Here is a 25372-nt window from a genome sequence, read left to right on the forward strand (position 1 = left end):
GTATGATGCGAATCGCCGTTGCCCAGTTCAACGCCACCGTCGGTGACCTGACGGGCAACGTCGAACGTATCTTGAAGTGCGCCGCGCAGGCCAAGGCCCGCGGCGCCCAGGTGTTGTTGACGCCTGAGTTGTCGCTGTGCGGTTATCCGCCGGAAGACCTGTTGCTGCGTCCCGATTTCTATCGGGCCTGCCACCAGGCACTGGATGATCTGGCGAGCCGGGTCGAGGGAATTGTCCTCGTCGTCGGCTACCCGGAAGAAAGCGATGGCCACTGCTACAACGCGGCCATGGTCATTGAAAATGGCCAGAAAAAGGCGGTCTACCGCAAGATTCGCCTGCCCAACTACGAAGTGTTCGACGAACAGCGTTATTTCGAAGCCGGCAGCGAAGCCTGTGTCGTCACCATCGCCGGGGTTCGTTGCGGCATCAATATTTGCGCCGATATCTGGGAGCCGGGCGCTTTCGAACTGGCCTGCACGGCTGGCGCCGAGTTGATGCTGGTGCTCAATGCCTCGCCCTGCCATCTGGAAAAACACCAGCAGCGGGCACAGGTACTCGGCGAGCGGATCGAGGCGACTGGGGTGCCGGCCGTCTACGCCAATCTGGTCGGCGGCCAGGATGAACTGGTCTTTGACGGTGCTTCTTTCGCCCTCGATGCGCACAAAGTCTGCCGGATGCGCCTGCCGCAATTCGAGGAAGCGCTCGGCATCGTCGATTTCACGGCCGGCAATTTGCAGTCGGCCGACATGGCGAGCGAATTGTCGATCGAGGCCGAAGCCTACCAGGCCCTGGTGCTGGGCGTTCGCGACTACATCGGCAAGAGCGGCTTCAAGGGCGCCATCATCGGCCTTTCCGGCGGTATCGATTCGGCCTTGACGCTGTGCGTCGCGGTCGACGCGCTGGGGGCCGACAAAGTGCGGGCGGTGATGATGCCGTCGCCATATACCGCCCAGATGAGCCTCGACGATTCGCGGGCGATGATCCAGAAGCTGGGCGTGCGTTACGACGAAATCGCCATCGCGCCGGCCATGCAGACCTATGCCGCCATGCTCGACCCGCTGTTCGCCGGTCTGCCGGCCGACACCACCGAAGAGAACATCCAGGCGCGCATTCGCGGCAACATCCTGATGGCGCTCTCCAACAAGACTGGTGCGCTGGTGCTGACCACCGGCAACAAGTCGGAGATGGCGGTTGGCTACTGCACGCTGTACGGCGACATGGCCGGCGGCTTCGCGGTGATCAAGGACGTCTACAAGACGCTGGTCTATCGCCTGTCGCGCTACCGCAATACGCTGTGCGGCGAGAGCGGCCCGGTCATTCCCGAGAACATTATCGTCCGGCCGCCTTCGGCCGAATTGAAGCCGGACCAGACCGACCAGGACTCTCTGCCGCCGTACGAGGTGCTCGATGCCATCGTCCGCGCCTACATGGAAGAAGATCGCAGTCCGCGTGAGATCATCGCCGCCGGCTTGCCGGAAGCCGACGTGCGTCGCGTCGTGCGCCTGTTGCGGATTGCCGAATACAAGCGCCGGCAGTCGCCGGTCGGTATCCGCATCACGCCGCGTGGTTTCGGCAAGGATTGGCGTTACCCTATTACCAATCGTTATCAAGACGAATTCTAAGAAACCGACTTCCCGAGGAAACAGACCATGAAAAAAATCGAAGCCGTCATCAAGCCCTTCAAACTCGACGAAGTGCGTGAAGCGCTGTCGGAAGTGGGTATCACCGGCCTGACCGTGACCGAGGTCAAGGGTTTTGGCCGGCAGAAAGGCCACACCGAGCTGTATCGTGGCGCCGAGTATGTCGTCGATTTCCTGCCCAAGGTGAAGATCGAAATCGTCGTTGCCACCGAGAACGTCGATGCCGCTATCGATGCCATCATCAAGGCCGCCCGCACCGGCAAGATCGGTGATGGCAAGATCTTCGTGACGGCGGTCGAGCAGGTCGTCCGCATCCGTACCGGCGAAACCAACGAGGCCGCTATCTAAGCGCTGCTTCTTGCTGCCAGAAGAGGGCGACTGCGGTCGCCTTTTTTATTTTTTGCTGGAGCGCAACAGCGCGATCAAGGCGCCCTCGCCGCCATCCTGCGGGCGGGCCTGGCAAAAGGCGAGGATCTCGATACGCTGCATCAGCCAGCCACGAACCAGTTGGCGCAGGATGGAAAGCTTCTGCGGCGAGCCATGCCCCTTGCCGTGAATGATGCGGACGCAGCGCGTGCCATGGTGCAGGCATTCAGCCAGGAAGTTGCCGAGCAGGTGGCGGGCTTCGTCGCGATTCAGGCCGTGCAGGTCGAGTTCCTCCTGAATCACCCAGCGGCCGCGGCGCAGATCCTTGAGGATGCTGCCAGCCAGGCCCTGGCGCAGGTAGTTCGGCTCATCGCCGCCTTCCAGCCGGTCTTGCAGGCCGATCGGGCCGTGCAGGCTTTCGTGCAGCGCCGCCTGCTCGTCGGCTACGAACTGCTGTGGGCAGGGGGGCGGCAACGGGCCGCCGAGAAGTACCCGGTTCGGGGCGGGCAGGGGCTGGACGCCCGACATTGCCAGTTGAAAGGCCGCCAGTTCCGGATCGCTCGGCAGGGCGGCTGGCGGCTTGCTGGCAGCGGCCTGCCAGTGTGCCGGCAGCGCTGGTTCGGCCTGTTGCTTCGAGCGTTCTGGTTTTTCCGGCAGTCTTGGCGCCGGCGGGGTGAGGCGCCGGGGCCTGGTTTTCGGCAGTTGGACGCGGTTGACCGGCGGCAGCGGCGCAATGTCCGCTACCGCCGCCTGGAAGGCGGCAAGGTCTTCCGGGTCGATCAAGCCGGTTGGCGCTTAGCTGAGCTGGTCGAGGTAACGCTCGGCATCGAGCGCCGCCATGCAACCGGTGCCGGCCGAGATGCAGGCCTGCTTGTAGATCTGGTCGGCGACGTCGCCGGCCGCGAAAACCCCGGGGATGCTGGTCTGCGTGGCGTTGCCTTTGAGGCCGGCTTCGGTGATCAGATAGCCGCCATCCATGGCCAGTTGGCCGGCGAACATGTCGGTATTCGGCTTGTGACCGATGGCGATGAAGACGCCATGCACCTCGAGATTCTGCATGGCGCCGGTCTGCGTATTCTTGATGCGCAGACCGGTGACGCCGGAGTCATCGCCAAGGACTTCGTCCACGGCGTTGTTGTAGAGGATGGTGATCTTGCCGGCCTTTTCCTTTTCGAACAGCTTGTCCTGCATGATCTTCTCGGCGCGGAATTTGTCGCGGCGGTGAATAAGCGTTACATGACTGGCGATGTTGGCGAGGTAAAGTGCTTCCTCGACGGCCGTATCGCCGCCACCGACGACGGCGACCGGCTTGTTGCGGTAGAAGAAGCCGTCGCAGGTGGCGCAGGCGGAAACGCCCTTGCCGGCGAATTTTTCCTCGGAAGGCAGGCCCAAATACATGGCCGAAGCGCCGGTGGCGATGATCAGGGCATCGCAGGTGTAGGTGCCGGCATCGCCGGTCAGCGTGAAGGGCTTCTCGGTCAGCTGTGCGGTGTGGATGTGGTCGAAGATGATTTCGGTGTCGAAGCGGCGGGCGTGGGCTTCGAAACGGGCCATCAGTTCCGGACCCTGGACGCCGTCGGCATCGGCTGGCCAGTTGTCGACGTCGGTCGTGGTCATCAGCTGGCCACCTTGGGCCATGCCGGTGATCAGCACGGGTTTCAGGTTGGCGCGGGCGGCATACACGGCGGCGGTGTAACCGGCAGGACCGGAGCCGAGAATAATCAGCGGGCTGTGGCGGGCGGGTTGGGACATGGTCATCCTCTTGGGTTGTCGAACGGAAAATTATAGCCTTCTCAGAGCCACAGATTTTTCCCGAGTTCCTATGTTGTTTGGGAAAGCAGTTTATAATCGTTGCGTAACTATATGAACGGAAAATGATTTATGTCCGCTACCAATTTCGGCTTGAGTCTGGTTGTCCTGCGCAATGTACCGTTGTTTGCCGGGCTGAATGAGGTCGAACTGGAGAAGCTCTCCAAGGTTTCGGGCCGAAAACGCGTCGAGCGCGGCGCCTTCGTCGTCCGCGCCGGCGACGATACGGATTCGCTATATATCCTGCTCAGCGGTCGGGCCAAGGTGACCAACAGCGACGAAGAGGGGCGCGAGATCATTCTCGCCTGGCTGGGCCCCGGCGAATTTTTCGGTGAAATGGGGTTGATCGACGGTAGTCCGCGCTCGGCCAGCGTCGTCGCCAGCGAAGCCTGCGAGCTGCTCTGCCTGAGCAAGGATGCCTTCCAGCGCTGCATGCAGGACAATTTCCAGGTAGCGCAGAAGTTGATGCAGAGCCTGGTCCGCCGCTTGCGCGAGGCTGACCGCAAGATTGAGAGCCTGGCGCTGCTTGATGTTTATGGCCGCGTCGCGCGCCTGCTGCTCGATCTTTCCGAGGAAGTGGATGGCCGTCGTGTCGTTCGCAAGAAAATATCCAAGCAGGACATGGCGCGGATGATTGGTGCTTCGCGCGAAATGGTCAGCAAGGTGATGAGGGATCTGGAGTTGAGTGCATATATTCATACTGAAGGTGACCAGGTGGTCATTCTCGGGGCTTGAGCATGGCGCGGACGATTGATCGCAGTACACCGAGCCCATTGCCGGAAAAAATTGGTGCGTTGTTGCAGGAATCGCGTTGGTTGGGGGTAGGCGCCATTGCGCTGTTCCTCTGCATGGCGCTGTGGGGTTTCAACAAGGAAGATCCGGGCTGGTCGCATGCCGTCGTCGGGCAGAGCCTGCATAATCCGGCCGGTCGTGCCGGGGCCTGGATTGCCGATCTGATGCTCTACATTTTTGGCCTTTCGGCCTGGTGGTGGATCGTGCTGCTCGGCATGTTCGTCTGGTGGGGCGTGCGTCGCCTGCATACCTGGGGGGCGGAGGACCGTCGCCCGTTGTTCATAGCGCTGGCCGGTTTTGTTTTTCTACTGGTGGCCAGTTCGGCGCTCGAAGCGCTGCGTTTCTACAGCCTCAAGGCGGCATTGCCGCTCAGTCCAGGCGGCGTCCTGGGGGTCGAGATGAGCGGCCTTCTGGCCCGCCAATTGGGCTATACCGGCGCCACCATGTTCCTGCTGGCGGCGATGGCGGCGGGCTGGAGCGTATTTTCCGGCATGTCCTGGCTGTGGGCTTTCGAGCGCCTGGGGGCTTTCCTGGAAACTGCCACCGGCTTCTTCTATGGCCGGGTCGATACCTGGCGTGATCGGCAGATCGGCAAGGAAGTGGCGCAGCAGCGCGAGGTGGTCGTCGAGGAAGAAAAGCGCCGCGTCGAACAGTATGAACCGATCATCATCGAAACGCCGAAGCCGGAAATTCCCGTTTCCAAGAAGGCCGAGGCCCGGATCGAGCGCGAGAAGCAGGTCGCGCTGTTCCCCGAGGCGATCGTCGGCGGCCAGTTGCCGCCGCTGCATCTGCTCGACCCGGCGCCGCCGGTGACCGAGACGGTCAGCGCCGAAACGCTGGAATACACCTCGCGGCTGATCGAGCGCAAGCTGGCCGACTTCGGGGTCCAGGTCAAGGTGCTGGCCGCGATGCCGGGGCCGGTCATCACCCGTTACGAAATCGAGCCGGCGGTCGGCGTCAAGGGCGCCCAGATCGTCAATCTGGCGCGCGACCTGGCCCGCGCCCTGGCCATGGTCTCGATCCGCGTCGTCGAAACGGTGCCCGGCAAGTCGTGCATGGCGCTGGAGTTGCCCAACCCGAAGCGGCAGACGGTGAAACTCTCCGAGATCATCTCCAGCAAGCCGTACAACGACATGACCAGCCCGCTGACCGTCTGCCTCGGCAAGGACATCGGCGGCCTGCCGGTAGTCGCCGACCTGGCCAAGACGCCGCACCTGCTGGTCGCCGGGACAACCGGTTCCGGCAAGTCGGTCGGCGTCAATGCGATGATTTTGTCGATGCTCTACAAGTCCGAGCCGGAGCATGTCCGCCTGATCATGGTCGACCCGAAAATGCTCGAACTGTCGATCTACGAAGGTATTCCGCATTTGCTGGCGCCGGTCGTCACCGACATGAAGCAGGCGGCCAACGCGCTGCACTGGTGCGTCACCGAGATGGAAAAGCGTTACAAGCTGATGTCGGCGATGGGCGTGCGCAACATCGCCGGTCTCAACACCAAGATCCGCGATGCCGAAAAGCGCGGCGAACACATTCCGAATCCGCTGTCGCTGACGCCGGAAACGCCCGAGCCGTTGAAGGCCATGCCGTTCATCGTCGTCATCATCGACGAACTGGCCGACCTGATGATGGTGGTCGGCAAGAAGGTCGAGGAGCAGATTGCCCGTCTCGCCCAGAAGGCCCGCGCCTCGGGCATCCACCTGGTGCTGGCGACGCAGCGCCCGAGCGTGGACGTGATCACCGGCCTGATCAAGGCCAACATCCCGACCCGGCTGTCTTTCCAGGTGTCGAGCAAGATCGACTCGCGGACCATTCTCGACCAGATGGGCGCCGAAGCCTTGCTTGGACAGGGTGACATGCTCTATCTGGCGCCGGGGACCGGCTACCCGACCCGCGTCCATGGCGCCTTCGTCTCCGACGATGAGGTGCATCGCGTGGTCGAACACCTGAAGGCAACCGGGGCGCCGGAATACGTCGAGGACATCCTCAACGGGGCGGCCGGCGACGACGAAGAGGGCGGCGAAGGCGGCGAGGGCGGCGGCGACGCCGAAGCCGATCCGCTCTACGACCAGGCGGTCGACATCGTGCTGAAGAACAAAAGGGCCTCGATCTCGCTGGTCCAGCGCCACCTGCGCATCGGTTACAACCGTTCGGCGCGACTGATTGAAGCCATGGAAAAGGCCGGCCTGGTTTCCTCGATGGATGGCCGTGGCGGTCGTGAAGTGCTGGCCCGCAAGGAAGCCGAATGAAATTTGCCGTAAAACTGCTGTCCACCGCAGCAATCACTCTTTTCCCGTTGCTCGCCCAGGCGGGCGCCATCGATCAGCTGCACCAGTTTCTGCAGGGCACGCGGACGCTGAAAGCCGAGTTCGCGCAGAGCGTGATCAGCAAGAGCGGCCGCAAGCCGCAATTGTCGTCCGGCCTGCTCGCCATTTCCCGGCCGGGCAAGCTGCGCTGGGAAATCCTCAAGCCTTATCCGCAACTGGTGGTCGGCGACGGCGAAAAGATCTGGATCTACGACCCCGAACTGCAGCAAGTGACCGTGCGCCAGGCCGGCCAGGCCGTCAGCGGCTCGCCGGCCGCCTTATTGGCCGGCAGCAACGAACTGGAAAAGAACTTCAGTCTGAAGGATATCGGCGAGGCGGAGGGCATGACCTGGGTCGAGGCAACGCCCAAGGCCGGCGACAGCGGCTTCGAGAAAGTCCGCCTCGGCCTGGTCGGCAGCGACCTGAAAGCGATGGAGTTGCAGGACAGCTTCGGGCAAACGACGCATATCCGCTTTTCCCGCCTTGAGCGCAACCCGGCACTACCCGCCGCCACCTTCAAATTTACGCCGCCAGCCGGCGTGGACGTGGTCGGGGAATAAATTCGGCGGAATCCCCGACTCCGGCGGTCGACCCCGCGAAAATGGGGAAAATGACAGACACTGTTGTCTGGCAGGGGGCGGCGCCCCCTGTAGGCATCCGGGCCGCTGGGTGCTATAGCTTTTTCCAGTCGTCGGTCAGCAGGCCTGAATATCCCCAGTTTTCCTCATCGATTTCCTGAATGACGATGTGCGTATGCTCCGGCTTTTTGCCGAGTACACGTACCAGCGAATCGGTGACCTCTTTGACCAACTGGGCTTTTTGCGCCCGACTGGCGCCTTTGGTGATCTGGATATTGACGTATGGCATGGGTAGGGTTTCCGTTGTTCAAAAGGTGACGTTGCTTGCTGCCGGTCGTGGCAAGCGCATATGAACCAGTGCTAAGCGCTTTCCGTGCTTGCTCTGCCGCTCTTCTAGCGCATAAGGCTGAAAGCCGAGCTTCGGATAAAGCAGCAAGCCCGCCGTGTTGTGATTGAAGCAGGACACCGTGACTTCGGCGGCCTGATGTTTTGCGAAGGCGAGCCCAATCATTTTCTCTACAAGATAGCGTCCAATGCCGCAGCCACGGGCGGTCGGCGCAACGATGACATTTCCGATGGCGCAACTACCGCCGGCTTTCCAACGGTAGAAGTTGGCGAAGGCGACAACTTCGCCACGGCGCTCGACAACCGTTGCGTCGGCGCGCTGAGCGATGGCTGCCTGCAGTTGCGTGGGGTGCAGTGGAAATGTCGCCTTGGGGAAAAAGAAAAGCGACTCGTCTTCACTTTGCGGAAAAGTGCAAATGACAGGAATATCCGCCGTATTAACGGGGCGATGGTTCAGTGACATTGGGGCTGGCAAGTTGGAGAAGGTGAGGGGGGCAGCGTCGTTCAGGCCTGGCGGCCATAGGCATGGACGCGGGCCAGCCATTTGTTCCGTTGCTGCTCGCTTGAGCCGCGTATCGGCCCGAAGCTAGAAATGCTGACGGGCTTGATGCCGCTGAATTCGAGAATGGTGCGTTTCATCTGATTGTGCCCCGGCATCCGGTACAGCCAGCGAAAGTACCAGGGCGGCGTGTCCATCGTCACCAGAAGCTGCGCAGAGCGCCCGGCAAGCAGGCGATCCCAGAAAATCGAATCATCCCGATATTTGAAGGCAAAGCCCGGCAGAAAGACACGATCGATAAACCCCTTGAGCAAGGCCGGCATCGCGCCCCACCAGATGGGGTAGATGAAAACGATATGCTGTGCCCGGGCAATTGCTGCCTGAGCCGCCACCAGATCCGGTTCCAGATCCTGAATCGTGGCGTAGCCATTGTGCAGCACCGGGTCAAAACTCAAATTGCCAAGGGCGATCGATTCAAGCTCGTTTCCCGCCGCTTTGGCGCCTTCAACATATGAATCGGCCAAGGCGGCGCAAAAACTGTCGCGTGCCGGGTGGCCGAGGATGACCAGGATGCGTTTGCTCATGTTTGTCAGGTTCTGGCAGGGTTTCGGTAGCGACAAGCATAAAGTCTCCCCCTAAGGGCAGAGTCAAGCGGCGCTCGAGCATAGCCCGGCGTTGCGCCGCAGATCCGCCTGCAAGGCAACCAGCTGGCGATCATGGGCCAGGGCGCGGTCGATCGTTTGGCGCAAGGTCTGCCGCTTGCGCTCGATCAACTCAAGCACCATCTCGGCGGGCAGCGTTCCGGTCTGCGCTGCCGCCGATGTGACGCCGGCGATTTCCTTGAGGCTGAAACCCAGCGACTGCGCACACTTGATCATGGCAACCAGATCGACATCCGTTGCACGATAGATGCGATATCGCCCTTTGCGCGGGGGCTGCGGAATCAAACCAAGCGCTTCGTAATGGTGTATCGCCTTGCGCGATGCACCGGTCAATTTGGCAAGTTCACCGATGTACATCATGTCCTTGGTTCGAGAAGGTCTCTGCAATGTGAAATGGATGGGCTGTGAGCTGGCTGCTTAGATATGGGGCGGTGCTTGACTCGTTTTCACCGGCTTGGCTTCCTGCTGGGCCAGTGTCATGACGTTCAGTGTTGATGCATTTTCGGCTTCGATGGCCCCTTCGCAGCGTTCGACAAAATAGATAAAGGCCGCCGGCGCCCACTTGAACTCCTTGTAGCCGCCTTCGCCGGTTAGAAAAAGAACTTGCTCACGACTGAGAAACTGTTCGGTCGAGCGGTAATTCTTCCACTGCTCGCGGTAGTGGTAAACGCTTTCCAGCGCGACGAAGGCGGCAACAGCCAGGCTGATCACCGAGGCAATCAGGTCTTTGTAGGGAATGGCGCTATTGACGATGACCGGCACCAGAACGCCACCCAGAACGATGGTGGTGCGCATGCGCAGGTAACTGCTCTTGGCGGTGACGGCTTTCTTGTCGTACCACGCCTGGTACTGCTTCACCCGTTGTTCGATGTAGTCCGCAGGCCGCCAGCTACCAAACAGCGCAAAGCCGTCCGTGCTTGTTTCAGGGGATGACATGGATGCTCCTCCAATTATTCAAGTTTTGCTTAGGGGGCGCTGCATTCGAAGTAGCCGCCTTTTTCGGTGCTGGTCGGGCACCAGGTGCTCATGTTGACGACATAGGCCGAGGGGCGGACGGCGCGTGCCTTGCCGGCGGCGTCTTCGGCTTCGGCGCGGGAAACGTAGACCTTGACGCTGCGAAACGAGCCGGAGCGCCGGAAGATGACGCCGGGGCCGATGCCCATTTTTTCCGCCGTCTTGGTGACCTCGAACTTCGCGGCATCGAGCGTCGGATCGCCACCAAAGACCACACCCCAGGTGCCGGGCGCGTCGGGCTGGCTCTCGGTCGGCACAGCGGCCTTGCCGACCTGCGGCAAGGCGGTCGTCTGGATCAGTGCTTCGGCGGTTTCGCGCGGCATCGGCACGCCGGAGAAGCGGTCGATGACTTCGACCGCCCATTTGCGCAGGTTCTTCGAGTCCTGAGTTTGACCGGCTGTCGGCTCCTTGCTCAAGATTGCCGTGGCAATTTCGACAAACTTGGTTTCGCTGTCCCGTTGCTTGTTGGCCGTGGCGACTTCGTTGCCCAGATAGGCGATGGTCAGCGGAATCAGGATCGCCGCGACGACCTTGCTGACAATTTCGAGCTTTTGCCAAGCATCCATGGTGCAGTCTCCTGAAGTGCCACCTGCCATCGGAGCGGAAATCATCGAACCCTTCCTGCTTTGTAGCACACGGCTGGCGCAAGTCCATGTCGAATGGATGGTGGGCGTCTGGCCGCGGGAACGTATTGGCCTTGGGTGGGCGGCTGGCAGGCGGTAAACTCTGTCGTTCAGCCACTCAGTCGGCCGCGCTGCCGGACAGGATTCCCCTTGAGCGATTTGTTCTCCCAAAACACCGTTGACCGCAATGCCCCGCTGGCCGAACAACTGCGCCCGCAAACGCCGGACGAGGTGATCGGCCAGCAGCACCTGCTCGGGCCGGGCAAGCCGCTGCGCCTGGCGTTCGAGTCCGGGCAGCCGCATTCGATGATCCTCTGGGGGCCGCCGGGGGTGGGCAAGACGACGCTGGCGCGGATGATGGCGACGCAGTTCCAGTGCGAGTTCATCGCCTTGTCGGCGGTTTTTTCGGGCATCAAGGAAGTGCGCGAGGCGGTGGCGCAGGCCGAGCTGTGGCGCGGCCAGGGCAAGCGGACGATTCTCTTCGTCGATGAAATCCACCGTTTCAACAAGGCGCAGCAGGATGGTTTCCTGCCCTTCGTCGAATCCGGGCTGCTGACCTTCATCGGTGCCACCACGGAAAATCCCTCTTTCGAAGTCAATTCCGCCTTGCTGTCGCGGGCTTCGGTCTATGTCCTGAAATCGCTCAACGAGGCCGAGATGGGGGCTTTGTTCGATCGCGCCTGCGAGCGGGCGCTGGCCGACCTGAGCTTCGATGGCGAGGCGCGCGAGCGGCTGGTCGGCCTGGCCGATGGCGATGCGCGGCGCTTGCTGAACTTGCTCGAACAGGTGCGGACGGCGGCGCATACGGCCGGGATTCCGGCGGTCGACGGTCAATTCATCGAAGAAACCATGGCGCAGAACCTGCGCCGCTTCGACAAGGGCGGCGATGCCTTCTACGACCAGATTTCGGCCCTGCACAAGTCGGTGCGCGGCTCCAGTCCGGACGGAGCGCTTTACTGGCTGAGTCGCATGCTGGACGGCGGAGCCGATCCGCGTTACCTGGCCCGGCGCATCATCCGCATGGCCTGGGAAGACATCGGCCTGGCCGACCCGCGCGCCATGCAGATCGCCAACGACGCCGCCGCCACCTACGAGCGCCTCGGCTCGCCCGAGGGCGAACTGGCTCTCGGCCAGGCGGTGATCTACCTCGCCGTCGCCGCCAAGTCGAATGCCGGCTACAACGCCTACAACGCGGCGCGGGCCTTTGTCGGCAAGGACGGCTCGCGGCCGGTGCCGGTACATCTGCGCAATGCGCCGACCAAGCTGATGAAGGAACTCGGCTACGGCCACGCCTACCGCTACGCCCACGACGAGCCGGAGGCCTACGCCGCCGGCGAAAGCTACCTGCCGGAGGGGATGCCGGAGCCGGGCTGGTACGCGCCAACGCCGCGCGGACTGGAAGGCAAGATCGGCGAAAAGCTGGCTCACCTGCGCGAGCTGGACCGCAAGGCTGGCAAGAAATAATGGATCTGCTGCCGACCGTTGCCCTGTCGGCCGGACTGGCCTGGGCCAGTGGTTTGCGCCTCTATCTGGTCGTTTTCCTGGCCGGGCTGCTCTCTTACCTCGGCTACCTGCAGCTGCCACCGACGCTGGCCGTCCTGCAGCAACCGCTGGTGATCGGCGTCGCCGGGGTGTTGGCCCTGGCCGAGCTGGTTGCCGACAAGGTGCCAGCTTTCGATTCACTGTGGGATGCCTTTCAGACCTTCATTCGCATTCCGGCTGGCGCCTTGCTTGCCGCCTTTGCCTTGGGCGAGGTCGATCCGGCCTGGATGGTGGCGGCCGGGCTGCTCGGCGGCACGATCACCGCCGGCACGCATTTCGCGAAGGCAAGCAGCCGCTTGGCGATCAATGCCTCGCCGGAACCGTTTTCCAACTGGCTGGCCTCGTTTGGCGAGGAGGGCATGGTGCTCGGCGGCTTGTCGGTGATGCTCGCTTCACCGCTACTTTTTCTCGGCCTGCTGGCGCTCTTCCTGTTGCTGGCCGGCTTCGTGCTGTACCGGCTGGGCGGTGCCTTGGGCCGACTGCTGCGTCGCGTATAATTGCCCTTTTTGGGCCGCGTTTTCCTTGAATCCTGCGGTCGACCGGACAAAAACAGGAAAAACCATGCTCGACATCCAACAACTTCGTACCAATCTCGACGCCGTGGCCGAAGGCCTGGCCAAGCGCGGCAAGCCGATCGACTTTTCCGAATTCAAGGCGCTGGAAGCCGAGCGCAAGACGCTGCAAACGCGCACCCAGGAACTGCAGGCCCAGCGCAATGCGCTGTCCAAGCAGATCGGCATGCTCAAGGGCAAGGGCGAGGATGCCTCCGCTGTGATGGCCGAGGTTGGCGCGCTGGGCGATGAGCTGAAGGCTTCTGAAGCCCGCCTCGGCGAACTGCTCGACAAGTTCAATGCCATCCTGGCCGCGCTGCCGAATATTCCGGACGAGTCGGTGCCGGTCGGCAGCGATGAAAGCGGCAATGTCGAAATCAAGCGCTGGGGAACGCCGCGTACTTTCGATTTCGAAGTCAAGGATCACACCGATGTCGGCGAGGCCCTTGGCCAGCTCGACTTTGCCACCGCCGCCAAGATTTCCGGCTCGCGCTTTTCGCTGCTCAAGGGCGGCCTGGCTCGCCTGCACCGGGCGCTCGCCCAGTTCATGCTCGACACGCACGGCACCGAGCACGGCTATACCGAGCTCTATGCGCCGTACCTGGTCAATGCGGCCAGCCTGCATGGCACCGGCCAGTTGCCGAAGTTCGAGGAAGACTTGTTCAAGGTGCTGCGCGGCGATCAGGACCCGCTCTACTTGATCCCGACCGCCGAAGTGCCGGTGACCAATATCGTCCGCGACGAAATCCTCGCCGCCGAAGCGCTGCCGCTGAAGTTCGTCTGCCATACGCCGTGCTTCCGTTCCGAAGCCGGTTCCGGCGGTCGCGACGTACGCGGCATGATCCGCCAGCATCAGTTCGACAAGGTCGAGTTGGTCCAGGTCGTGCATCCGGACCAATCGGCCGAGGCGCATGAGGCGCTGACCCGCCACGCCGAAATCATTCTCGAAAAGCTGGAACTGCCGTATCGCCGCATGGCGCTCTGTTCCGGCGACATGGGCTTTTCCGCCGCCAAGACCTACGACCTCGAAGTCTGGCTGCCGGCCCAGAACACCTATCGCGAGATTTCGTCCTGCTCCAACTTCGGCGCCTTCCAGGCCCGCCGCATGCAGGCCCGTTTCCGCAACGACAAGAACAAGCCGGAGCTCTGCCATACGCTGAACGGTTCCGGCCTGGCCGTCGGCCGGACGCTGGTCGCCATTCTCGAGAACAACCAGAATGCCGACGGCAGCGTCACCATCCCGGCCGTGCTGCGTCCTTACATGGGCGGTCTGGAAAAACTCAGCGCTTGAGGCGCAGGCCCCGCGTTTCGCCCTGCAGGCTGAGGCGGGGTGGGGCAGCCTGAGCGGCCGGTTCGTGGCGAACCAGAATATCGTAGTAGCTGCGAATGTTTTCGACCAGGATGACTGCCTCGCCACCGCGGGCGCGGCTTGATTTGATCTTCTCGTAATACTTTGGCTGGGCGAGCAGCGGCAGGATGCGCTTCATCTCGAACCAGGCGCCGGCATCGGCGCCCAGGTGCTTGGCCAGCCGGCGGGCGGCATTGAAATGCCCCGGCCCGATATTGTAGGCGGCGAGGGCCAGCCAGGTCCGGTCCGGTTCGGCGACATCCTCGGCCTGCTGGTCCTTCAATAGATTGATGTAGCGGGCGCCGGCGACGATGCTCTCGCGTGGGTCGAGGCGGTTGCTGACCCCGAGGCGGTCGGCTGTCTCTTCAGTCAGCATCATGATGCCGCGCACGTTGGTGTAGCTGGTGGCGTTCGCGTCCCAGTGCGACTCGTGATAGGCGACCGCGGCAATCAGCCGCCAGTCGATGCCGGTAATCGACTCGGCGACGTGGAAATGCTTGCGCAGCTTGGGCAGCGTGGTTTCGATCTCGCCGAGGAACTTGACGACATCGCCCTGGTTCAGGCGGTGCACGTGGCCGAAATAGCGATCTTCCAGCCGGGCCAGCGTGCCATCACGCTGGACGCGCTCGATGAAGGCGCTGGCGCGGGCGGCCAGTTCGACATTGGGGTGGCGGCCCAGTTGCCAGACGATGGGGTGTTCCGGGCTCAGGCTTAGCGTCGTGCGCAGGGTTGGCACGAACTGGCTGGCGATGTCTTCCAGATTGCCATCCATCACCACATATTCAACTTTGCCGTTACCGAGCGATTCGAGCAAATCGAGAATGTCGCCCTGGCCGACTTCGACCACCTTCAGCTCAGGAATTTCCCGGGCCAGGCGACGCAGGGTCTCGGCCTGTCGCGTACCAGCCATGGCGTGCACCGTTTTGCCGCCAAGCTGGGCGACCTCGGTCAGGGGCAGGGAGGCATCGTGCTGGGCGAGCAGGTCGCGGGTCTGAAAAATCGGCGGCGTCGCCTGGGTTTGCGGATCGGTACTGGGCGACAGCCAGGCAGCGGCGATGTGGTAATCGCTGCGGTTCAGGCGCTCGGCCATTTCATTCGGCTGGGCAACGATGTATTTGACGCCGACGCCGAGTTCCTGAGCGAAGATTTCGATCAGGTCGTGCTCCAGGCCGCCACCATTGCCGTTGTCGTCATTCGAATATGTCAGTGGCCCGCCTCGCGTCAGAACGACCAGGTCGTGCTGGGCGGGTGTCGGAAACGGTAGGCGCGAACCGTTTTCGCCACAAGCGGCGATAAAAAAACAGAAAGTAATCAGTAACAGGGCTATTTTCAGATGCATTTCTTGTGCTATTATTTCGCTCCCGCGGAGAGGTGGCAGAGTGGTCGAATGTACCTGATTCGAAATCAGGCGTACTGCAAGGTACCGTGGGTTCGAATCCCACCCTCTCCGCCACAGTGTTACAAATAAGCCCGTGATTACACGGGCTTTTTTGTTTCTGGGCGCATTGTAACCCACATCCTTCAATGCGCGAACCAGGCTGGCGCCCGCATCATTTTATGCTGTTGTAATTTTTGCGGTGAGCTGCCGGATAAAGCGTCATTGCCGGCTTTCGGGCAGAATGCACTGATGCCTGCCTACGGTTTGTTTCCCGCTGACGATTTCCGGATTACCACCGGTACTTGCCCCGATTGCCAAGGCTTGCCGCAGGCAATGTGGTTTTTTCGGAGCGAAACGATTGCTGTGCCGAAAAACGGCCTGCCATTGGCCGGTTTCTCGCCAACCTTGCCGCTGCCGCAGGATGTCGCGACCTGGGCAAAATCCGTGACGCCGGGCAGTCAGCCTCTGTATCCGCCATTGATCTGGGTCGCCGCGCCAGATATCGAGCGGGGCGTCCAACTGGCCGCCGACGCGAGCCGGATCACCACCCAGAATGGGATGCTCAATTTCAGCCTGGTGCCCCAACTACCCTTGAATCGTGCCTGGTTCGATCAGCGCAGCCGTGACTACTTCTGCGGTCGACCAGTCAAAATTCGCGGAAACCGGGAGGGCGATAGCTTTGTGGCGCGCACCCTGTGGCCGGAGGATTTTCGTTTGCCGGATAACGCACCGTCGCTCGCGCTGGCCGACGGGCCGGCGGCCATCCGCGACTGGCTGCGGGCACAGCCGCAGGGCGGGGCGCAAAGTCCGTTTGTCGTCGAGTCGGTCTGGTGGCGACCGGGGGCGGCGGCGCAGCAGGCCGGGCAGGCGGTATTCGGCCTGATGCTGAACGGCGCGCAGGGTGACGATGACGAGGCGCACGGCGGTCATTTTGCGGTGATGACCGGGCGGATCGGCGAGCATGGCGCAATCGACGACTGGCTAATTTTGAATTTCTATACGCTGGATGCCGAGAGCGAGAAGGGCATCATCGCGGCGCCGGTGCCGCTCGACAATTACCTCGGCGATCTGAATAGCGGCCAGGCTTGGTACCGCCCGTCCTACATGCTGGTCGCCCGCTTGCGGGAGGCTCGCACGGCTGTGCATGTGCAGTCCGCCTTCGGGCGCGTCTACAACCAGTTTTATCGTCACCAGTTTGCCTACCAGCACGCCCGCGCCAATTGCGCCGGGATCAGCGTGACGACGCTGCGCGCACTCGGCTGGCAGGTGCCGGGACGCGGTCCGGAAAGCTGGCTGAAGGCGACGATCGGCCTGCCGCTGCAGGCCATCAAGACAAGAAGCCTGAGCAAGGGTAAGGCGCTTTTCGATTACCTGACCGAGGACCGGACCCGGCTCTATCCGGCGGCGGCTTTCGCGGAAATTGCCGCCGATCTGCGCCGACTGGCGGCCGGGCAGAGCGGGCGCCCGATCAGCGAGTTCGAGCGCCTGCTGGCCGAGGATGTCGAGGAGATCCTGCTTGTCCGCGTGCCGCAGTTTCCTTCCAGCCGGGCCAGGGGCGACTGGCCGGTCGAGTCGAGCGTGGAATATGCGGCCCGGGTGCCAAAAGACCCGGCCGCGCAGCAGATCGTGCCGGTGCCGGCCCGCCCTTTCCCGGACGCATTGCGCGATCCGCAAGCGCCGGCCGAGCCGCCCTTGCGTTCCGACTATGCGGTGCTGGCCTGGGGGCTGGCGCTGCTGCTGATGATTCTGTTCATTTTGCAGCGGCTCTTGGCATAATCGGGGCAATGCTCGCCTACATCATCCGCCGCCTGCTCTATGCCATCCCGATCCTGATCGGGGTGAACCTGATCACCTTCGCGCTGTTTTTTGTCGTCAATACGCCGGACGACATGGCGCGCATGCAACTGGGCGTCAAGCGGGTGACGCCGGAGGCGATCCAGAAATGGAAGGTCGAGCGCGGTTACGACAAGCCTTTGCTGCTCAATGCCGAGGCAACGGGCCTGGCCAGCCTGACTGACACCATCTTCTTCCAGAAATCGGCGCGCATGTTCGTCGGCGATTTCGGGCGGGCCGAGGACGGTCGCGACATCGCCCGTGAAATCGGTGCCCGGATGGGGCCGTCGCTGGCCATCGCGCTGCCCACCTTCATCCTCGGCCTGTTCGTCACCGTCAGCTTCGCGCTGACCCTGGCTTTTTTCAGGGCCAGCGCCTTCGATTTCTGGGGCGTCGTACTCTGCGTCGCGGCGATGTCGATTTCCGGGCTGTTCTACATCATCGGCGGCCAGTACCTGATCAGCAAGCTGTGGCGGCTGGTGCCGATCTCCGGTTTCGGCGAAGGGCTCGATGCCTGGCGCTTCCTGGTCCTGCCGGTGCTGATCGGGGTGGTCTCCGGCATTGGCTCCTCGACGCGCTGGTATCGCACCATTTTCCTTGAGGAAGTCAGCAAGGATTACGTGCGCACGGCACGGGCCAAGGGGTTGCCGGAAACCCTGGTTTTCTTCCGCCACGTGCTGCGCAATGCGCTGATTCCGATCCTGACCGGCGTTGTTGTCGTCATTCCCCTGCTGTTCATGGGCTCGCTGCTCACCGAATCTTTCTTCGGCATCCCCGGTCTCGGCAGCTACACGATCGATGCGATCAACGCCCAGGACTTCGCCGTCGTCCGTTCGATGGTCTTCATTGGCTCGGTGCTCTACATCGTCGGCCTGATCCTGACCGACATTTCCTACACCGTGGTCGATCCGCGGATCAGGTTCGAATGATGGGCTTCCAGATCGTCGTGCTCTGGTCGGATGTGCTGATCTGGTTGCTGGTCGCAGCCGGCCTCGGCGTCGGCCTGCTGATTGCCCGCAATCCACCGCTGCTCGCCGCCTGGCGCCGGGTCGGCGCGAATCGGGTCGGCATGGCCTCGGCCACCGTGCTGCTTGCTTTCATCCTGATCGGCCTGCTCGACTCGCTGCATTACCGCGTGCAACTGGACGGCAAGCCGGGCCAGAAGGCGACTTACGCGATCGAAGTGCTGTCGCTGCTCGATGCGCTGGCCAGCCCGTTGCGCACGCGCAACGAAAAGACCTATTCGGCGCCTTTTGCGACCCGGCTTTACGCCAAGGAAAGCATCGACCTGCCGGGGCAGGGCACGGTGCGCGACTACCCGCGCCTGAAGTACGGCGGCCAGCATCTCGGCGAACGCGAGGACGACGTGGCGGCCGATGCCGGCTTGACGGCCAGCCGTGCCGTGCTGCTCGCGTTGCTCGGCTGGCTGGCGGTGGCCGGCCTGGCCGGCGTAGCGGTCGGCCAGGGCAGTGCTGCGGTGGATGCTTCCGGCTGGCAAAAAATCTGGCGCGGCGAGACGGCCTTTGCCTGGAATGCGGTGCTGCTTACCCTGCTGCTGATGCTGGTGTTTGCCGTGCCGCTGTTCTGGCTGGCCGGCCAGTACCACGTCTTCGGCACCGACAAGGTCGGCCAGGACGTCCTCTACCAGATTCTGAAAAGCGTCCGCACCGGCCTGATCATCGGCCTGGTGACGACGCTGGTCATGCTGCCGATGGCGGTGCTGCTCGGCATCGTGGCCGGCTATTTTCGCGGCTGGGTCGATGACGTGATCCAGTACATTTATACGGTGTTGAACTCGATTCCCGGTGTGCTGCTGATCGCCGCCGCCGTGCTGATGATGCAGGTGGTCATCGATACCCATCCGCAATGGTTCTCGACCGCAGCCGAACGGGCTGACCTGCGCCTGCTGGCGCTCTGTTTCATCCTCGGCATCACCAGCTGGACCGGGCTGTGCCGGCTGTTGCGCGGCGAAACGCTCAAGCTGCGCGAGCTGGAGTACATCCAGGCGGCGCAGGCTTTCGGCGTCTCGAACGGGCGCATCATCATCCGCCACATCCTGCCCAACCTGATGCATATCGTCATCATTGCGCTGGTCATGGATTTCTCCGGGCTGGTGCTGGCCGAGGCCGTGCTGTCCTATGTCGGCATCGGCGTCGATCCAACAATGACCAGCTTCGGCACGATGATCAACAATGCGCGCATGGAACTCGGCCGCGAGCCGGCCGTCTGGTGGTCACTGGTGGCGGCCTTTGCCGCCATGTTCGTACTGGTGCTGGCCGCCAACCTGTTTGCCGATGCCGTGCGCGATGCATTCGACCCGAGGGCTGCCTGAATGTTGAAGGTCGACCAGCTCCGCCTCGGTTTCACCGCCGGCAAACAGACACTGGCCGCGGTGGACGGCATTTCCTTTGCCATTGCCAAGGGCGAAACCTTTGCCCTGCTCGGTGAATCCGGCTGCGGCAAGTCGGCCACGGCGCAGGGCATCATGCGCCTGCTGCCGGCCGCCGGGCGCATCATCAGCGGCAGCATCCAGCTCGATGGCGAGGAACTGCTGGCGCTACCGGAAGCCGACATGCGTGCTTGGCGTGGCAGCCGGATGGCGATGATCTTCCAGGAGCCGGCGACCAGCCTGAACCCGGTGCTGACCGTCGGCCGCCAGATCGGCGAAGTGCTCGAACGGCATCGCAACCTGCGCGGTGCGGCGGCCAGCCAACGCATGCTCGAACTGCTGCGCCAGGTCGGTATCGCCGACCCGGAACGGCGGCTCGGCGAATATCCCTTCCAGCTCTCCGGCGGCATGAAGCAGCGGGTGATGATCGCCATCGCCCTGGCCGGCGAACCGGAGTTGCTGATCGCCGACGAGCCGACCACCGCGCTCGATGTCACCGTCCAGGCCCAGATTCTCGATTTATTGGCCGGATTGCAGGCCGAGCGCGGCATGGGCATGCTGCTGATCACCCACGATCTCGGCGTCGTTGCCCGCATGGCGCATCGGATTGGCGTCATGTACGCCGGCGAGTTGGTCGAAGTGGCCAGCCGCGAGGATTTCTTCAGCCGGCCCCAGCATCCCTATACCCAGGCCTTGTTCGCTGCCTTGCCGGAAGTTTCGCGGCGCGGCATGGCCCTGACCACCATTCCCGGCCAGGTTCCGGCCTTGTCGGCGATGCCGGCCGGCTGCCGCTTTGCCGAGCGTTGCCCGCATGTGATGGCGGTCTGCCGCGAAGTTTCGCCGCCGTGGCGCGAGCCAAAGGCCGGGCATGCCGTGCGCTGCCACTGGCAGGCGGGGGCGGCTGCGGAAAACCCGCTGCCGCCGCCGGCGCAAAGCGAGGTCGAGGTCGAACGCCCGGCATTCCTCGCCGTCAGCGACCTGAAAGTCCATTTTCCGATCCGGCGCGGCTTGCTGCAGCGGACGGTCGGCCATGTTCGTGCGGTCGACGGCGTTTCGTTGGCCATTTCCGCCGGGCGGACCTTGGCCTTGGTTGGCGAGTCCGGTTGCGGCAAGACGACGGTCGGCAAGGCCTTGCTGCAACTGATCAAGCCCAGCGCCGGCAGCGTCCGGCTCGGCCCGAACGAACTGGTCGGCATGGCACCGAAGCGCCTGCGCGCTGCACGCCGCCACATGCAGATGGTGTTTCAGGATCCATTCGCCTCGCTCAATCCGCGCTTGCGGGTCGGCGACATCATCGCCGAGGGCATGGCGGCGCTGAGTACGGAGAACGATGCCGAAGCGCGGCTGGCCGCGCTTGCCGCCTTGCTGCAGCAGGTCGGCTTGCCGGACGAGGCGGCCGGGCGTTACCCGCACGAATTTTCTGGCGGCCAGCGCCAGCGCATCGCCATCGCCCGCGCCCTGGCCGTGCAGCCGGAATTGCTGATCTGCGACGAGCCGACGTCGGCGCTCGATGTTTCGGTGCAGGCGCAGATTCTCAATCTGCTGAAGAAACTGCAGCAGGAACTGGGTGTCGCCTACCTGTTCATCACCCACAACTTTGCCGTCGTCGAGTATCTGGCTCACGATGTTGCCGTGATGTATCTCGGGCGCATCGTCGAACAGGGACGGGCCGAGGATGTGTTGCGCGCGCCGCAGCATCCCTACACCCAGGCATTGCTTTCGGCGGTGCCGGTGCCGCGACTCGATGCGCCGACGGCGGTGATCCGGCTGGGTGGCGAAACGCCATCGCCGGCCAAGCCGCCGGCTGGCTGCCATTTCCACCCGCGTTGCCCGCATGCGATGCCGGTTTGCCGCGAGGCTTACCCGGAGACCCGCAGGTTTTCAGCGACTCATACGGTCAACTGTCATTTGTTGCCGTAATCGGGCAGCCTGCTCCTGATGTGAAAAGCGCCCCGTTCGGGGCGCTTTTCGTTTGGCTCGCTGCCGCTCAGCCGCGGCGGCCGTTGCCGGATTTTGCGACTTTGGCCGGGGGCGCCGCTTTGGCGCTGGCGGTCTTGCTGTCAGTGCCGCTCTTGGTGAGCTTGCTCGCGGTCGCTGCTTTGCCGGCTTGTTTGCGGTCGCCGGCTGGCGCCTTGGTGGCCAGCTTCTGCTTGGTCTCGCTCTTGGCTGATTTGCTGCCCTTGGCAGCCCTGTCGTTGCCGGCCTGCTTGCCGTGCACCGAGGCCTTGGCCTGCACCGGTTCCGGTTCGATGATTTGTGGCAGCGAAGGCACGTTCTGCTGCTTGCCGAGATCGTCGGCGCCCGGGCCGGCCGGGACCAGCAGTGTCGAGCCGGCCCCCAGCCGGATCTTGCCGCTCAGGCCGTTTACGCGCAGCAGGTCGGGCAGCGCGATGCCGAAGCGGGGGGCCAGTTGATGCAGCTTTTCACCGTTCTTCAGCGTGTAGGTTTGCCATTCGGTCAGCGGCTGGGCGTATTTTTCGAGATTGCTCTGGAAAATATCGACCTTGTCGGCCGGCAGCACCACGGCGCTGTCGGCCTTGATGACCGGGCGGTTGTGCGACGGGTTGAGGGCGACGAATTCGGCGACCGGCATGTTGGCGAGGCGGGCTGCCGTCTTGACGTCGATCGGCCGGGTGGTATCAATGGTGGCGAAGTAGGGGCGATTGATGATTTCAGGCAACTGCAGCTTTGCCATCAGCACCGGGTTGCCGAAAATGTTCTTCAGGGCCTGCAGTTTGGGGACGTAGTGCCGGGTTTCGTTCGGCATGTTCAGGCTGGAATAGTCGGTGGGCAGGCCGCGCGCCGCGTTCTTTTCGATGGCCCGCTTGACGGCGCCTTCGCCCCAGTTGTACGAGGCCAGCGCCAGGTGCCAGTCGCCGTGCATGTCGTAGATGGTTTGCAGGTATTCGAGGGCGGCGCCGGTCGAGGCAACGATGTCGCGGCGCTGGTCCTGCCACCAGTTCTGTTCCAGGTTGAAGCGCTTGCCGGTGGCCGGGATGAACTGCCAGAGGCCGGAGGCGTTCGAGCGCGAATAGGCCATCGGGTTGAACGAGCTTTCGACCATCGGCAGCAGGGCCAGCTCGGTCGGCATGCCGCGCGCTTCCAGTTCCTCGACGATGTGGTGCAGATAGGGCCGGCTGCGCTCGACCATGCGGCGCAGTGCATCCGGGCGATTCTGGTACCACTGCTGGTAATAGAGCACCAGGTCGTCGTTCAGGTTGGTCATCGCGAAGCCATTGCGCAGACGGACCCAGAGGTCGTCCGGATTGGCGGTGAGGTCGATCGAATTCGGCGGTTGCGGCGCGGCGCGGACTTCATGGACGGTCAAGGCGCTTTCCGGGCTGATCGCAGCAGCCGGCTCGGAGAGCGACGGCATGAGCAGGGAGAGCAGCGGGAAGCCTTCGGCGGCCTGGGCCAGCGTCGGCGCGGCCAGGGTGACTGCGGCAGCACTGAGGCTGGCGGCGGCAATTCGGCGAATAAGCGACAGAACGTTGCGGTGCGGCATAGGTGAGGCTCCTCGCGAACGGGGTCGACTAAAACGAGGATTATACCCGAGCTCTGCCTAAAAAACGTGCTTCAAGGACTGGTGGGCGATCTGGCGGGGCGGTGGTATCCCATTGAAAATTTGCGTTTTTCACCCGTCGACCGCAGGCATCATCAATTTTCCAGTCTTGACGGAAGACTGGTGGCTGCGGCGCAGTCCGCGTGTTTGAAAAATGCCGATTTTTGGCCGTCGACCGCAGGACTCAGGCGATGAAGGGCAGGGCGAGGCTGTCGGTGCCCAGGGCGCTGCCGGTCATTTCCCGGCAGAGCGCGATGAATTCCTGAGTCGCCGGGCTGACCCGGCGCTGGCGATGGCGGGCAAAATAGAAATGGCGGCGCAGATCGAGTTGCGGCGTGCCGATTTCGACCAGGCTGCCGCGCCGGAAAGCCTCGCGCAGAGCCAGTCGCGACAGGCAGCCGATGCCGAGGCCGGATTCGACCGCCCGCTTGATCGCCTCGGTATGTTCCAGTTCGAGTTGGATGTGCAGTCCGGGCAGGACCCGGGCAATCGCCCGGTCGAACAGGGCGCGCGTGCCGGAGCCCGCTTCGCGGACGATCCATTTCTGTTCGGCCAGTAAGGCCGGACCGGCTTCGCCGACGGTAGCTAGCGGGTGTTGCGGTGCGCAAAAGACAACCAGTGCATCTTCCAGCCACGGTTCGAGCAGCAGGTCCGGATCATTGGCCTCACCCTCGATCAGGCCGATATCGAGTTCGAAATGGGTCAGTTGCTCGACGATGCTGTGCGTGTTGGCGACATGCAGCCGCAGTTTCGAGGCCGGGTGCCGGCGCAGGTATTCGGCGGCGACCAGCGTTGCCAGGTAATTGCCGATGGTCAGTGTGGCGCCGACCGCCAGCGGGCCGAGTACGCCGCCGGCCAGGTAACCTTCGATGTCCGCTGCCCGGCCGAGCATGTCCTCGACCTGCGGTAACAAGCCGCGCCCGGTGCCGTTGAGGCGGAGCGACTTGCCGACCCGGTCGAACAGCGGGCAATCGAACTGGCGCTCCAGTTCGACCAGCGCATTGCTCGCTGCCGATTGCGACATCGACAGATGCTCAGCCGCCCGCGAAACGTTTTCGGTATGGGCGATCGCCGCAAAGATTTCCATCTGGCGCAGGGTGATTCGCATAGCTATTAAATCGATAATTGATAGATAAATTATCCGCTTTGTTCGCTATACGACCAAGCCTATGATGAAACTCATCCAATATTCAAGCGAGGATTGTCGCCATGAGCACGCTGGGCACTGAAAAAATACTCTCCGTCCATCACTGGAACGACAGCCTGTTTTCCTTCCGGACGACGCGCGATCCGGGGCTGCGTTTCATCAATGGTCAGTTCGTGATGATCGGCCTCGAAGTCAATGGCCGGCCGCTGACCCGGGCCTACAGCATTGCCAGCGCCAACCATGAGGAGCATCTTGAGTTCTTCAGCATCAAGGTGCCGGATGGTCCGCTGACTTCACGCCTGCAGCACTTGCAACCAGGCGATCCGATCATCGTCAGCCGCAAGCCGACCGGCACGCTGGTTCTGCATGACTTGAAGCCGGGTAAGCGCCTCTTCCTGTTTGCTACCGGAACCGGCCTGGCGCCCTTCATGAGCTTGATTCACGACCCGGAAGTCTATGAAAAATTCGAGAAGATCGTTCTGATTCACGGCGTCCGCTGGACCAATGAACTGGCCTATCACGACTACATCACCCAGGACTTGGCGGAGCATGAGTACTTTGGCGACCTGGCCCGTGAGCAGTTGGTCTATTACCCGACCGTGACCCGCGAGTCCTTCCGTAATGAAGGGCGGCTGACTGACCTGATCGAGTCCGGCAAGTTGTTTGCCGACATCGGCCAGGAACCGCTCGATCCGGCCACTGACCGCGCCATGATCTGCGGCAGCCCGGCCATGCTGGCCGACACGGCGGCGATGCTCGATGCCAAGGGGTTCAAGGTTGGCCACCACCACACCGGGGTGCTGGGTGACTACGTGATCGAGCGCGCCTTCGTCGAGAAGTAAGGCCGGGGCGGGTGCTGAGCCGCCCGTCGTCTCGTTCGGTCGCAGAAAAGAAAAAAACCGTTGAATCTCTAGGATTTCAACGGGTTTTTATTGGTTGGCGGAGTGGACGGGACTCGAACCCGCGACCCCCGGCGTGACAGGCCGGTATT

At 62.8% G+C, this 25372-nt stretch carries 24 protein-coding genes and 1 tRNA gene; 14 read left to right on the forward strand and 11 right to left on the reverse strand.

The genetic code is table 11. From position 1 onward, the window contains the following. Positions 1–2: 2 nt before the first annotated feature. Positions 3–1622, forward strand: a complete 1620-nt coding sequence (locus AT959_RS12320; RefSeq protein ID WP_066883512.1) for an NAD+ synthase — start codon at positions 3–5, stop codon at positions 1620–1622. Between the two features lie 27 nt (positions 1623–1649). Next, a complete protein-coding gene (locus tag AT959_RS12325; RefSeq protein WP_066883514.1) occupies positions 1650–1988 on the forward strand; it encodes a P-II family nitrogen regulator in 339 nt (112 codons plus the stop codon). Positions 1989–2033: 45 nt separating this feature from the next. Here the strand turns inward: AT959_RS12325 and AT959_RS12330 are convergent, their stop codons facing one another. Next, positions 2034–2789 carry a Smr/MutS family protein gene (locus tag AT959_RS12330; RefSeq protein WP_240481821.1) on the reverse strand — a complete coding sequence of 252 codons (756 nt, stop codon included), beginning with the start codon at positions 2787–2789 and terminating at the stop codon, positions 2034–2036. 12 nt (positions 2790–2801) lie between these two features. Beyond that, positions 2802–3758 (reverse strand): thioredoxin-disulfide reductase, encoded by a 957-nt coding sequence (trxB, locus tag AT959_RS12335; protein WP_066884391.1) that lies wholly within the window; start codon positions 3756–3758, stop codon positions 2802–2804. A 129-nt stretch (positions 3759–3887) separates the two neighbouring features. Here trxB and AT959_RS12340 point away from each other — a divergent pair, with 129 nt between their 5' ends. The 3 genes from AT959_RS12340 to lolA are packed head-to-tail and all read left to right on the forward strand — an operon-like array spanning position 3888 to position 7470. Then, entirely contained in the window at positions 3888–4550 is a 663-nt protein-coding gene (locus AT959_RS12340; protein ID WP_066883516.1) for a Crp/Fnr family transcriptional regulator, read from the forward strand. Positions 4551–4552: 2 nt separating this feature from the next. Then, complete coding sequence (locus AT959_RS12345) at positions 4553–6853, forward strand: DNA translocase FtsK (protein ID WP_066883518.1); 2301 nt, start codon at positions 4553–4555, stop codon at positions 6851–6853. Next, positions 6850–7470, forward strand: coding sequence for an outer membrane lipoprotein periplasmic chaperone LolA (gene lolA, locus AT959_RS12350; RefSeq protein WP_066883520.1), 621 nt, complete (start codon positions 6850–6852; stop codon positions 7468–7470). Before AT959_RS12345 ends, lolA begins: the two co-directional genes overlap by 4 nt. Before the next feature lie 112 nt (positions 7471–7582). Here the strand turns inward: lolA and AT959_RS12355 are convergent, their stop codons facing one another. The 6 genes from AT959_RS12355 to AT959_RS12380 all read right to left on the reverse strand — a co-directional run bounded on the left by AT959_RS12355 (position 7583) and on the right by AT959_RS12380 (position 10574). Beyond that, on the reverse strand, positions 7583–7777 hold the full coding sequence (locus AT959_RS12355) for a tautomerase family protein (protein ID WP_066883522.1): 195 nt from the start codon (positions 7775–7777) through the stop codon (positions 7583–7585). Positions 7778–7795: 18 nt separating this feature from the next. After that, positions 7796–8296 carry a GNAT family N-acetyltransferase gene (locus AT959_RS12360; RefSeq protein WP_066883524.1) on the reverse strand — a complete coding sequence of 167 codons (501 nt, stop codon included), beginning with the start codon at positions 8294–8296 and terminating at the stop codon, positions 7796–7798. Between the two features lie 41 nt (positions 8297–8337). Further along, entirely contained in the window at positions 8338–8916 is a 579-nt protein-coding gene (locus tag AT959_RS12365) for an NAD(P)H-dependent oxidoreductase (protein WP_066883526.1), read from the reverse strand. Positions 8917–8979: 63 nt separating this feature from the next. Continuing rightward, positions 8980–9354 (reverse strand): MerR family transcriptional regulator, encoded by a 375-nt coding sequence (locus tag AT959_RS12370; RefSeq protein ID WP_205629910.1) that lies wholly within the window; start codon positions 9352–9354, stop codon positions 8980–8982. Between the two features lie 57 nt (positions 9355–9411). Then, positions 9412–9930: a DUF4231 domain-containing protein gene (locus tag AT959_RS12375; RefSeq protein ID WP_083518382.1), complete on the reverse strand. Its 519-nt coding sequence runs from the start codon at positions 9928–9930 to the stop codon at positions 9412–9414. 29 nt (positions 9931–9959) lie between these two features. Next, on the reverse strand, positions 9960–10574 hold the full coding sequence (locus tag AT959_RS12380) for a hypothetical protein (RefSeq protein WP_066883531.1): 615 nt from the start codon (positions 10572–10574) through the stop codon (positions 9960–9962). 207 nt (positions 10575–10781) lie between these two features. Here AT959_RS12380 and AT959_RS12385 point away from each other — a divergent pair, with 207 nt between their 5' ends. The 3 genes from AT959_RS12385 to serS all read left to right on the forward strand — a co-directional run bounded on the left by AT959_RS12385 (position 10782) and on the right by serS (position 14015). Further along, positions 10782–12095, forward strand: a complete 1314-nt coding sequence (locus AT959_RS12385) for a replication-associated recombination protein A (protein ID WP_066883532.1) — start codon at positions 10782–10784, stop codon at positions 12093–12095. Next, positions 12095–12670, forward strand: a complete 576-nt coding sequence (locus tag AT959_RS12390) for a DUF4126 domain-containing protein (RefSeq protein ID WP_240481823.1) — start codon at positions 12095–12097, stop codon at positions 12668–12670. The genes AT959_RS12385 and AT959_RS12390 overlap by 1 nt, the downstream gene beginning before the upstream one ends. Positions 12671–12734: 64 nt before the next feature. Next, positions 12735–14015, forward strand: a complete 1281-nt coding sequence (gene serS / locus AT959_RS12395; RefSeq protein ID WP_066883534.1) for a serine--tRNA ligase — start codon at positions 12735–12737, stop codon at positions 14013–14015. On the opposite strand, the gene mltF is transcribed toward serS, so the two are convergent. Further along, complete coding sequence (gene mltF / locus AT959_RS12400) at positions 14005–15411, reverse strand: membrane-bound lytic murein transglycosylase MltF (protein WP_066883536.1); 1407 nt, start codon at positions 15409–15411, stop codon at positions 14005–14007. The two genes, serS and mltF, sit on opposite strands and share 11 nt — an antisense overlap. A gap of 26 nt (positions 15412–15437) precedes the next feature. On the opposite strand from mltF, the gene AT959_RS12405 reads away from it, so the two are divergent. The 5 genes from AT959_RS12405 (at position 15438) to AT959_RS12425 (ending at position 21592) form a co-directional block, all read left to right on the forward strand. Next, positions 15438–15525, forward strand: a tRNA-Ser gene (locus AT959_RS12405). Positions 15526–15699: 174 nt separating this feature from the next. Continuing rightward, positions 15700–17226, forward strand: a complete 1527-nt coding sequence (locus AT959_RS12410; protein ID WP_066883538.1) for a hypothetical protein — start codon at positions 15700–15702, stop codon at positions 17224–17226. 8 nt (positions 17227–17234) lie between these two features. Continuing rightward, a complete protein-coding gene (locus AT959_RS12415; protein ID WP_066883540.1) occupies positions 17235–18212 on the forward strand; it encodes an ABC transporter permease in 978 nt (325 codons plus the stop codon). Beyond that, complete coding sequence (locus AT959_RS12420) at positions 18212–19615, forward strand: ABC transporter permease (protein ID WP_066883542.1); 1404 nt, start codon at positions 18212–18214, stop codon at positions 19613–19615. Before AT959_RS12415 ends, AT959_RS12420 begins: the two co-directional genes overlap by 1 nt. Next, positions 19616–21592 (forward strand): ABC transporter ATP-binding protein, encoded by a 1977-nt coding sequence (locus AT959_RS12425; RefSeq protein ID WP_066883544.1) that lies wholly within the window; start codon positions 19616–19618, stop codon positions 21590–21592. It abuts the gene before it with no gap. Positions 21593–21659: 67 nt separating this feature from the next. Here the strand turns inward: AT959_RS12425 and AT959_RS12430 are convergent, their stop codons facing one another. Together AT959_RS12430 and AT959_RS12435 are read right to left on the reverse strand one after the other, a co-directional pair. After that, positions 21660–23177, reverse strand: a complete 1518-nt coding sequence (locus AT959_RS12430; RefSeq protein WP_066883546.1) for a transglycosylase SLT domain-containing protein — start codon at positions 23175–23177, stop codon at positions 21660–21662. A gap of 241 nt (positions 23178–23418) precedes the next feature. Next, on the reverse strand, positions 23419–24342 hold the full coding sequence (locus tag AT959_RS12435; protein ID WP_066883548.1) for a LysR substrate-binding domain-containing protein: 924 nt from the start codon (positions 24340–24342) through the stop codon (positions 23419–23421). A 101-nt stretch (positions 24343–24443) separates the two neighbouring features. Between AT959_RS12435 and AT959_RS12440 the strand changes: the two genes are divergently transcribed. Beyond that, positions 24444–25223: a ferredoxin--NADP reductase gene (locus tag AT959_RS12440; protein WP_066883550.1), complete on the forward strand. Its 780-nt coding sequence runs from the start codon at positions 24444–24446 to the stop codon at positions 25221–25223. The last annotated feature ends 149 nt before the right edge of the window (positions 25224–25372 follow it).

The sequence above is a fragment of the Dechloromonas denitrificans genome (genome assembly GCF_001551835.1).
Classification (GTDB): Bacteria; Pseudomonadota; Gammaproteobacteria; order Burkholderiales; family Rhodocyclaceae; genus Azonexus; species Azonexus denitrificans.

What these genes read in the sequence shown, in the direction of transcription:
- AT959_RS12320 (WP_066883512.1), top strand. Translation starts at nt 3, where the DNA reads ATGATGCGAATCGCCGTTGCCCAGTTCAACGCCACCGTCGGTGACCTG.
- AT959_RS12325 (WP_066883514.1), top strand. Translation starts at nt 1,650, where the DNA reads ATGAAAAAAATCGAAGCCGTCATCAAGCCCTTCAAACTCGACGAAGTG.
- trxB (WP_066884391.1), bottom strand. Translation starts at nt 3,758, where the DNA reads ATGTCCCAACCCGCCCGCCACAGCCCGCTGATTATTCTCGGCTCCGGT.
- AT959_RS12340 (WP_066883516.1), top strand. Translation starts at nt 3,888, where the DNA reads ATGTCCGCTACCAATTTCGGCTTGAGTCTGGTTGTCCTGCGCAATGTA.
- AT959_RS12345 (WP_066883518.1), top strand. Translation starts at nt 4,553, where the DNA reads ATGGCGCGGACGATTGATCGCAGTACACCGAGCCCATTGCCGGAAAAA.
- lolA (WP_066883520.1), top strand. Translation starts at nt 6,850, where the DNA reads ATGAAATTTGCCGTAAAACTGCTGTCCACCGCAGCAATCACTCTTTTC.
- AT959_RS12355 (WP_066883522.1), bottom strand. Translation starts at nt 7,777, where the DNA reads ATGCCATACGTCAATATCCAGATCACCAAAGGCGCCAGTCGGGCGCAA.
- AT959_RS12360 (WP_066883524.1), bottom strand. Translation starts at nt 8,296, where the DNA reads ATGTCACTGAACCATCGCCCCGTTAATACGGCGGATATTCCTGTCATT.
- AT959_RS12365 (WP_066883526.1), bottom strand. Translation starts at nt 8,916, where the DNA reads ATGAGCAAACGCATCCTGGTCATCCTCGGCCACCCGGCACGCGACAGT.
- AT959_RS12370 (WP_205629910.1), bottom strand. Translation starts at nt 9,354, where the DNA reads ATGATGTACATCGGTGAACTTGCCAAATTGACCGGTGCATCGCGCAAG.
- AT959_RS12375 (WP_083518382.1), bottom strand. Translation starts at nt 9,930, where the DNA reads ATGTCATCCCCTGAAACAAGCACGGACGGCTTTGCGCTGTTTGGTAGC.
- AT959_RS12380 (WP_066883531.1), bottom strand. Translation starts at nt 10,574, where the DNA reads ATGGATGCTTGGCAAAAGCTCGAAATTGTCAGCAAGGTCGTCGCGGCG.
- AT959_RS12390 (WP_240481823.1), top strand. Translation starts at nt 12,095, where the DNA reads ATGGATCTGCTGCCGACCGTTGCCCTGTCGGCCGGACTGGCCTGGGCC.
- serS (WP_066883534.1), top strand. Translation starts at nt 12,735, where the DNA reads ATGCTCGACATCCAACAACTTCGTACCAATCTCGACGCCGTGGCCGAA.
- mltF (WP_066883536.1), bottom strand. Translation starts at nt 15,411, where the DNA reads ATGCATCTGAAAATAGCCCTGTTACTGATTACTTTCTGTTTTTTTATC.
- AT959_RS12410 (WP_066883538.1), top strand. Translation starts at nt 15,700, where the DNA reads ATGCCTGCCTACGGTTTGTTTCCCGCTGACGATTTCCGGATTACCACC.
- AT959_RS12415 (WP_066883540.1), top strand. Translation starts at nt 17,235, where the DNA reads ATGCTCGCCTACATCATCCGCCGCCTGCTCTATGCCATCCCGATCCTG.
- AT959_RS12420 (WP_066883542.1), top strand. Translation starts at nt 18,212, where the DNA reads ATGGGCTTCCAGATCGTCGTGCTCTGGTCGGATGTGCTGATCTGGTTG.
- AT959_RS12425 (WP_066883544.1), top strand. Translation starts at nt 19,616, where the DNA reads ATGTTGAAGGTCGACCAGCTCCGCCTCGGTTTCACCGCCGGCAAACAG.
- AT959_RS12430 (WP_066883546.1), bottom strand. Translation starts at nt 23,177, where the DNA reads ATGCCGCACCGCAACGTTCTGTCGCTTATTCGCCGAATTGCCGCCGCC.
- AT959_RS12435 (WP_066883548.1), bottom strand. Translation starts at nt 24,342, where the DNA reads ATGCGAATCACCCTGCGCCAGATGGAAATCTTTGCGGCGATCGCCCAT.
- AT959_RS12440 (WP_066883550.1), top strand. Translation starts at nt 24,444, where the DNA reads ATGAGCACGCTGGGCACTGAAAAAATACTCTCCGTCCATCACTGGAAC.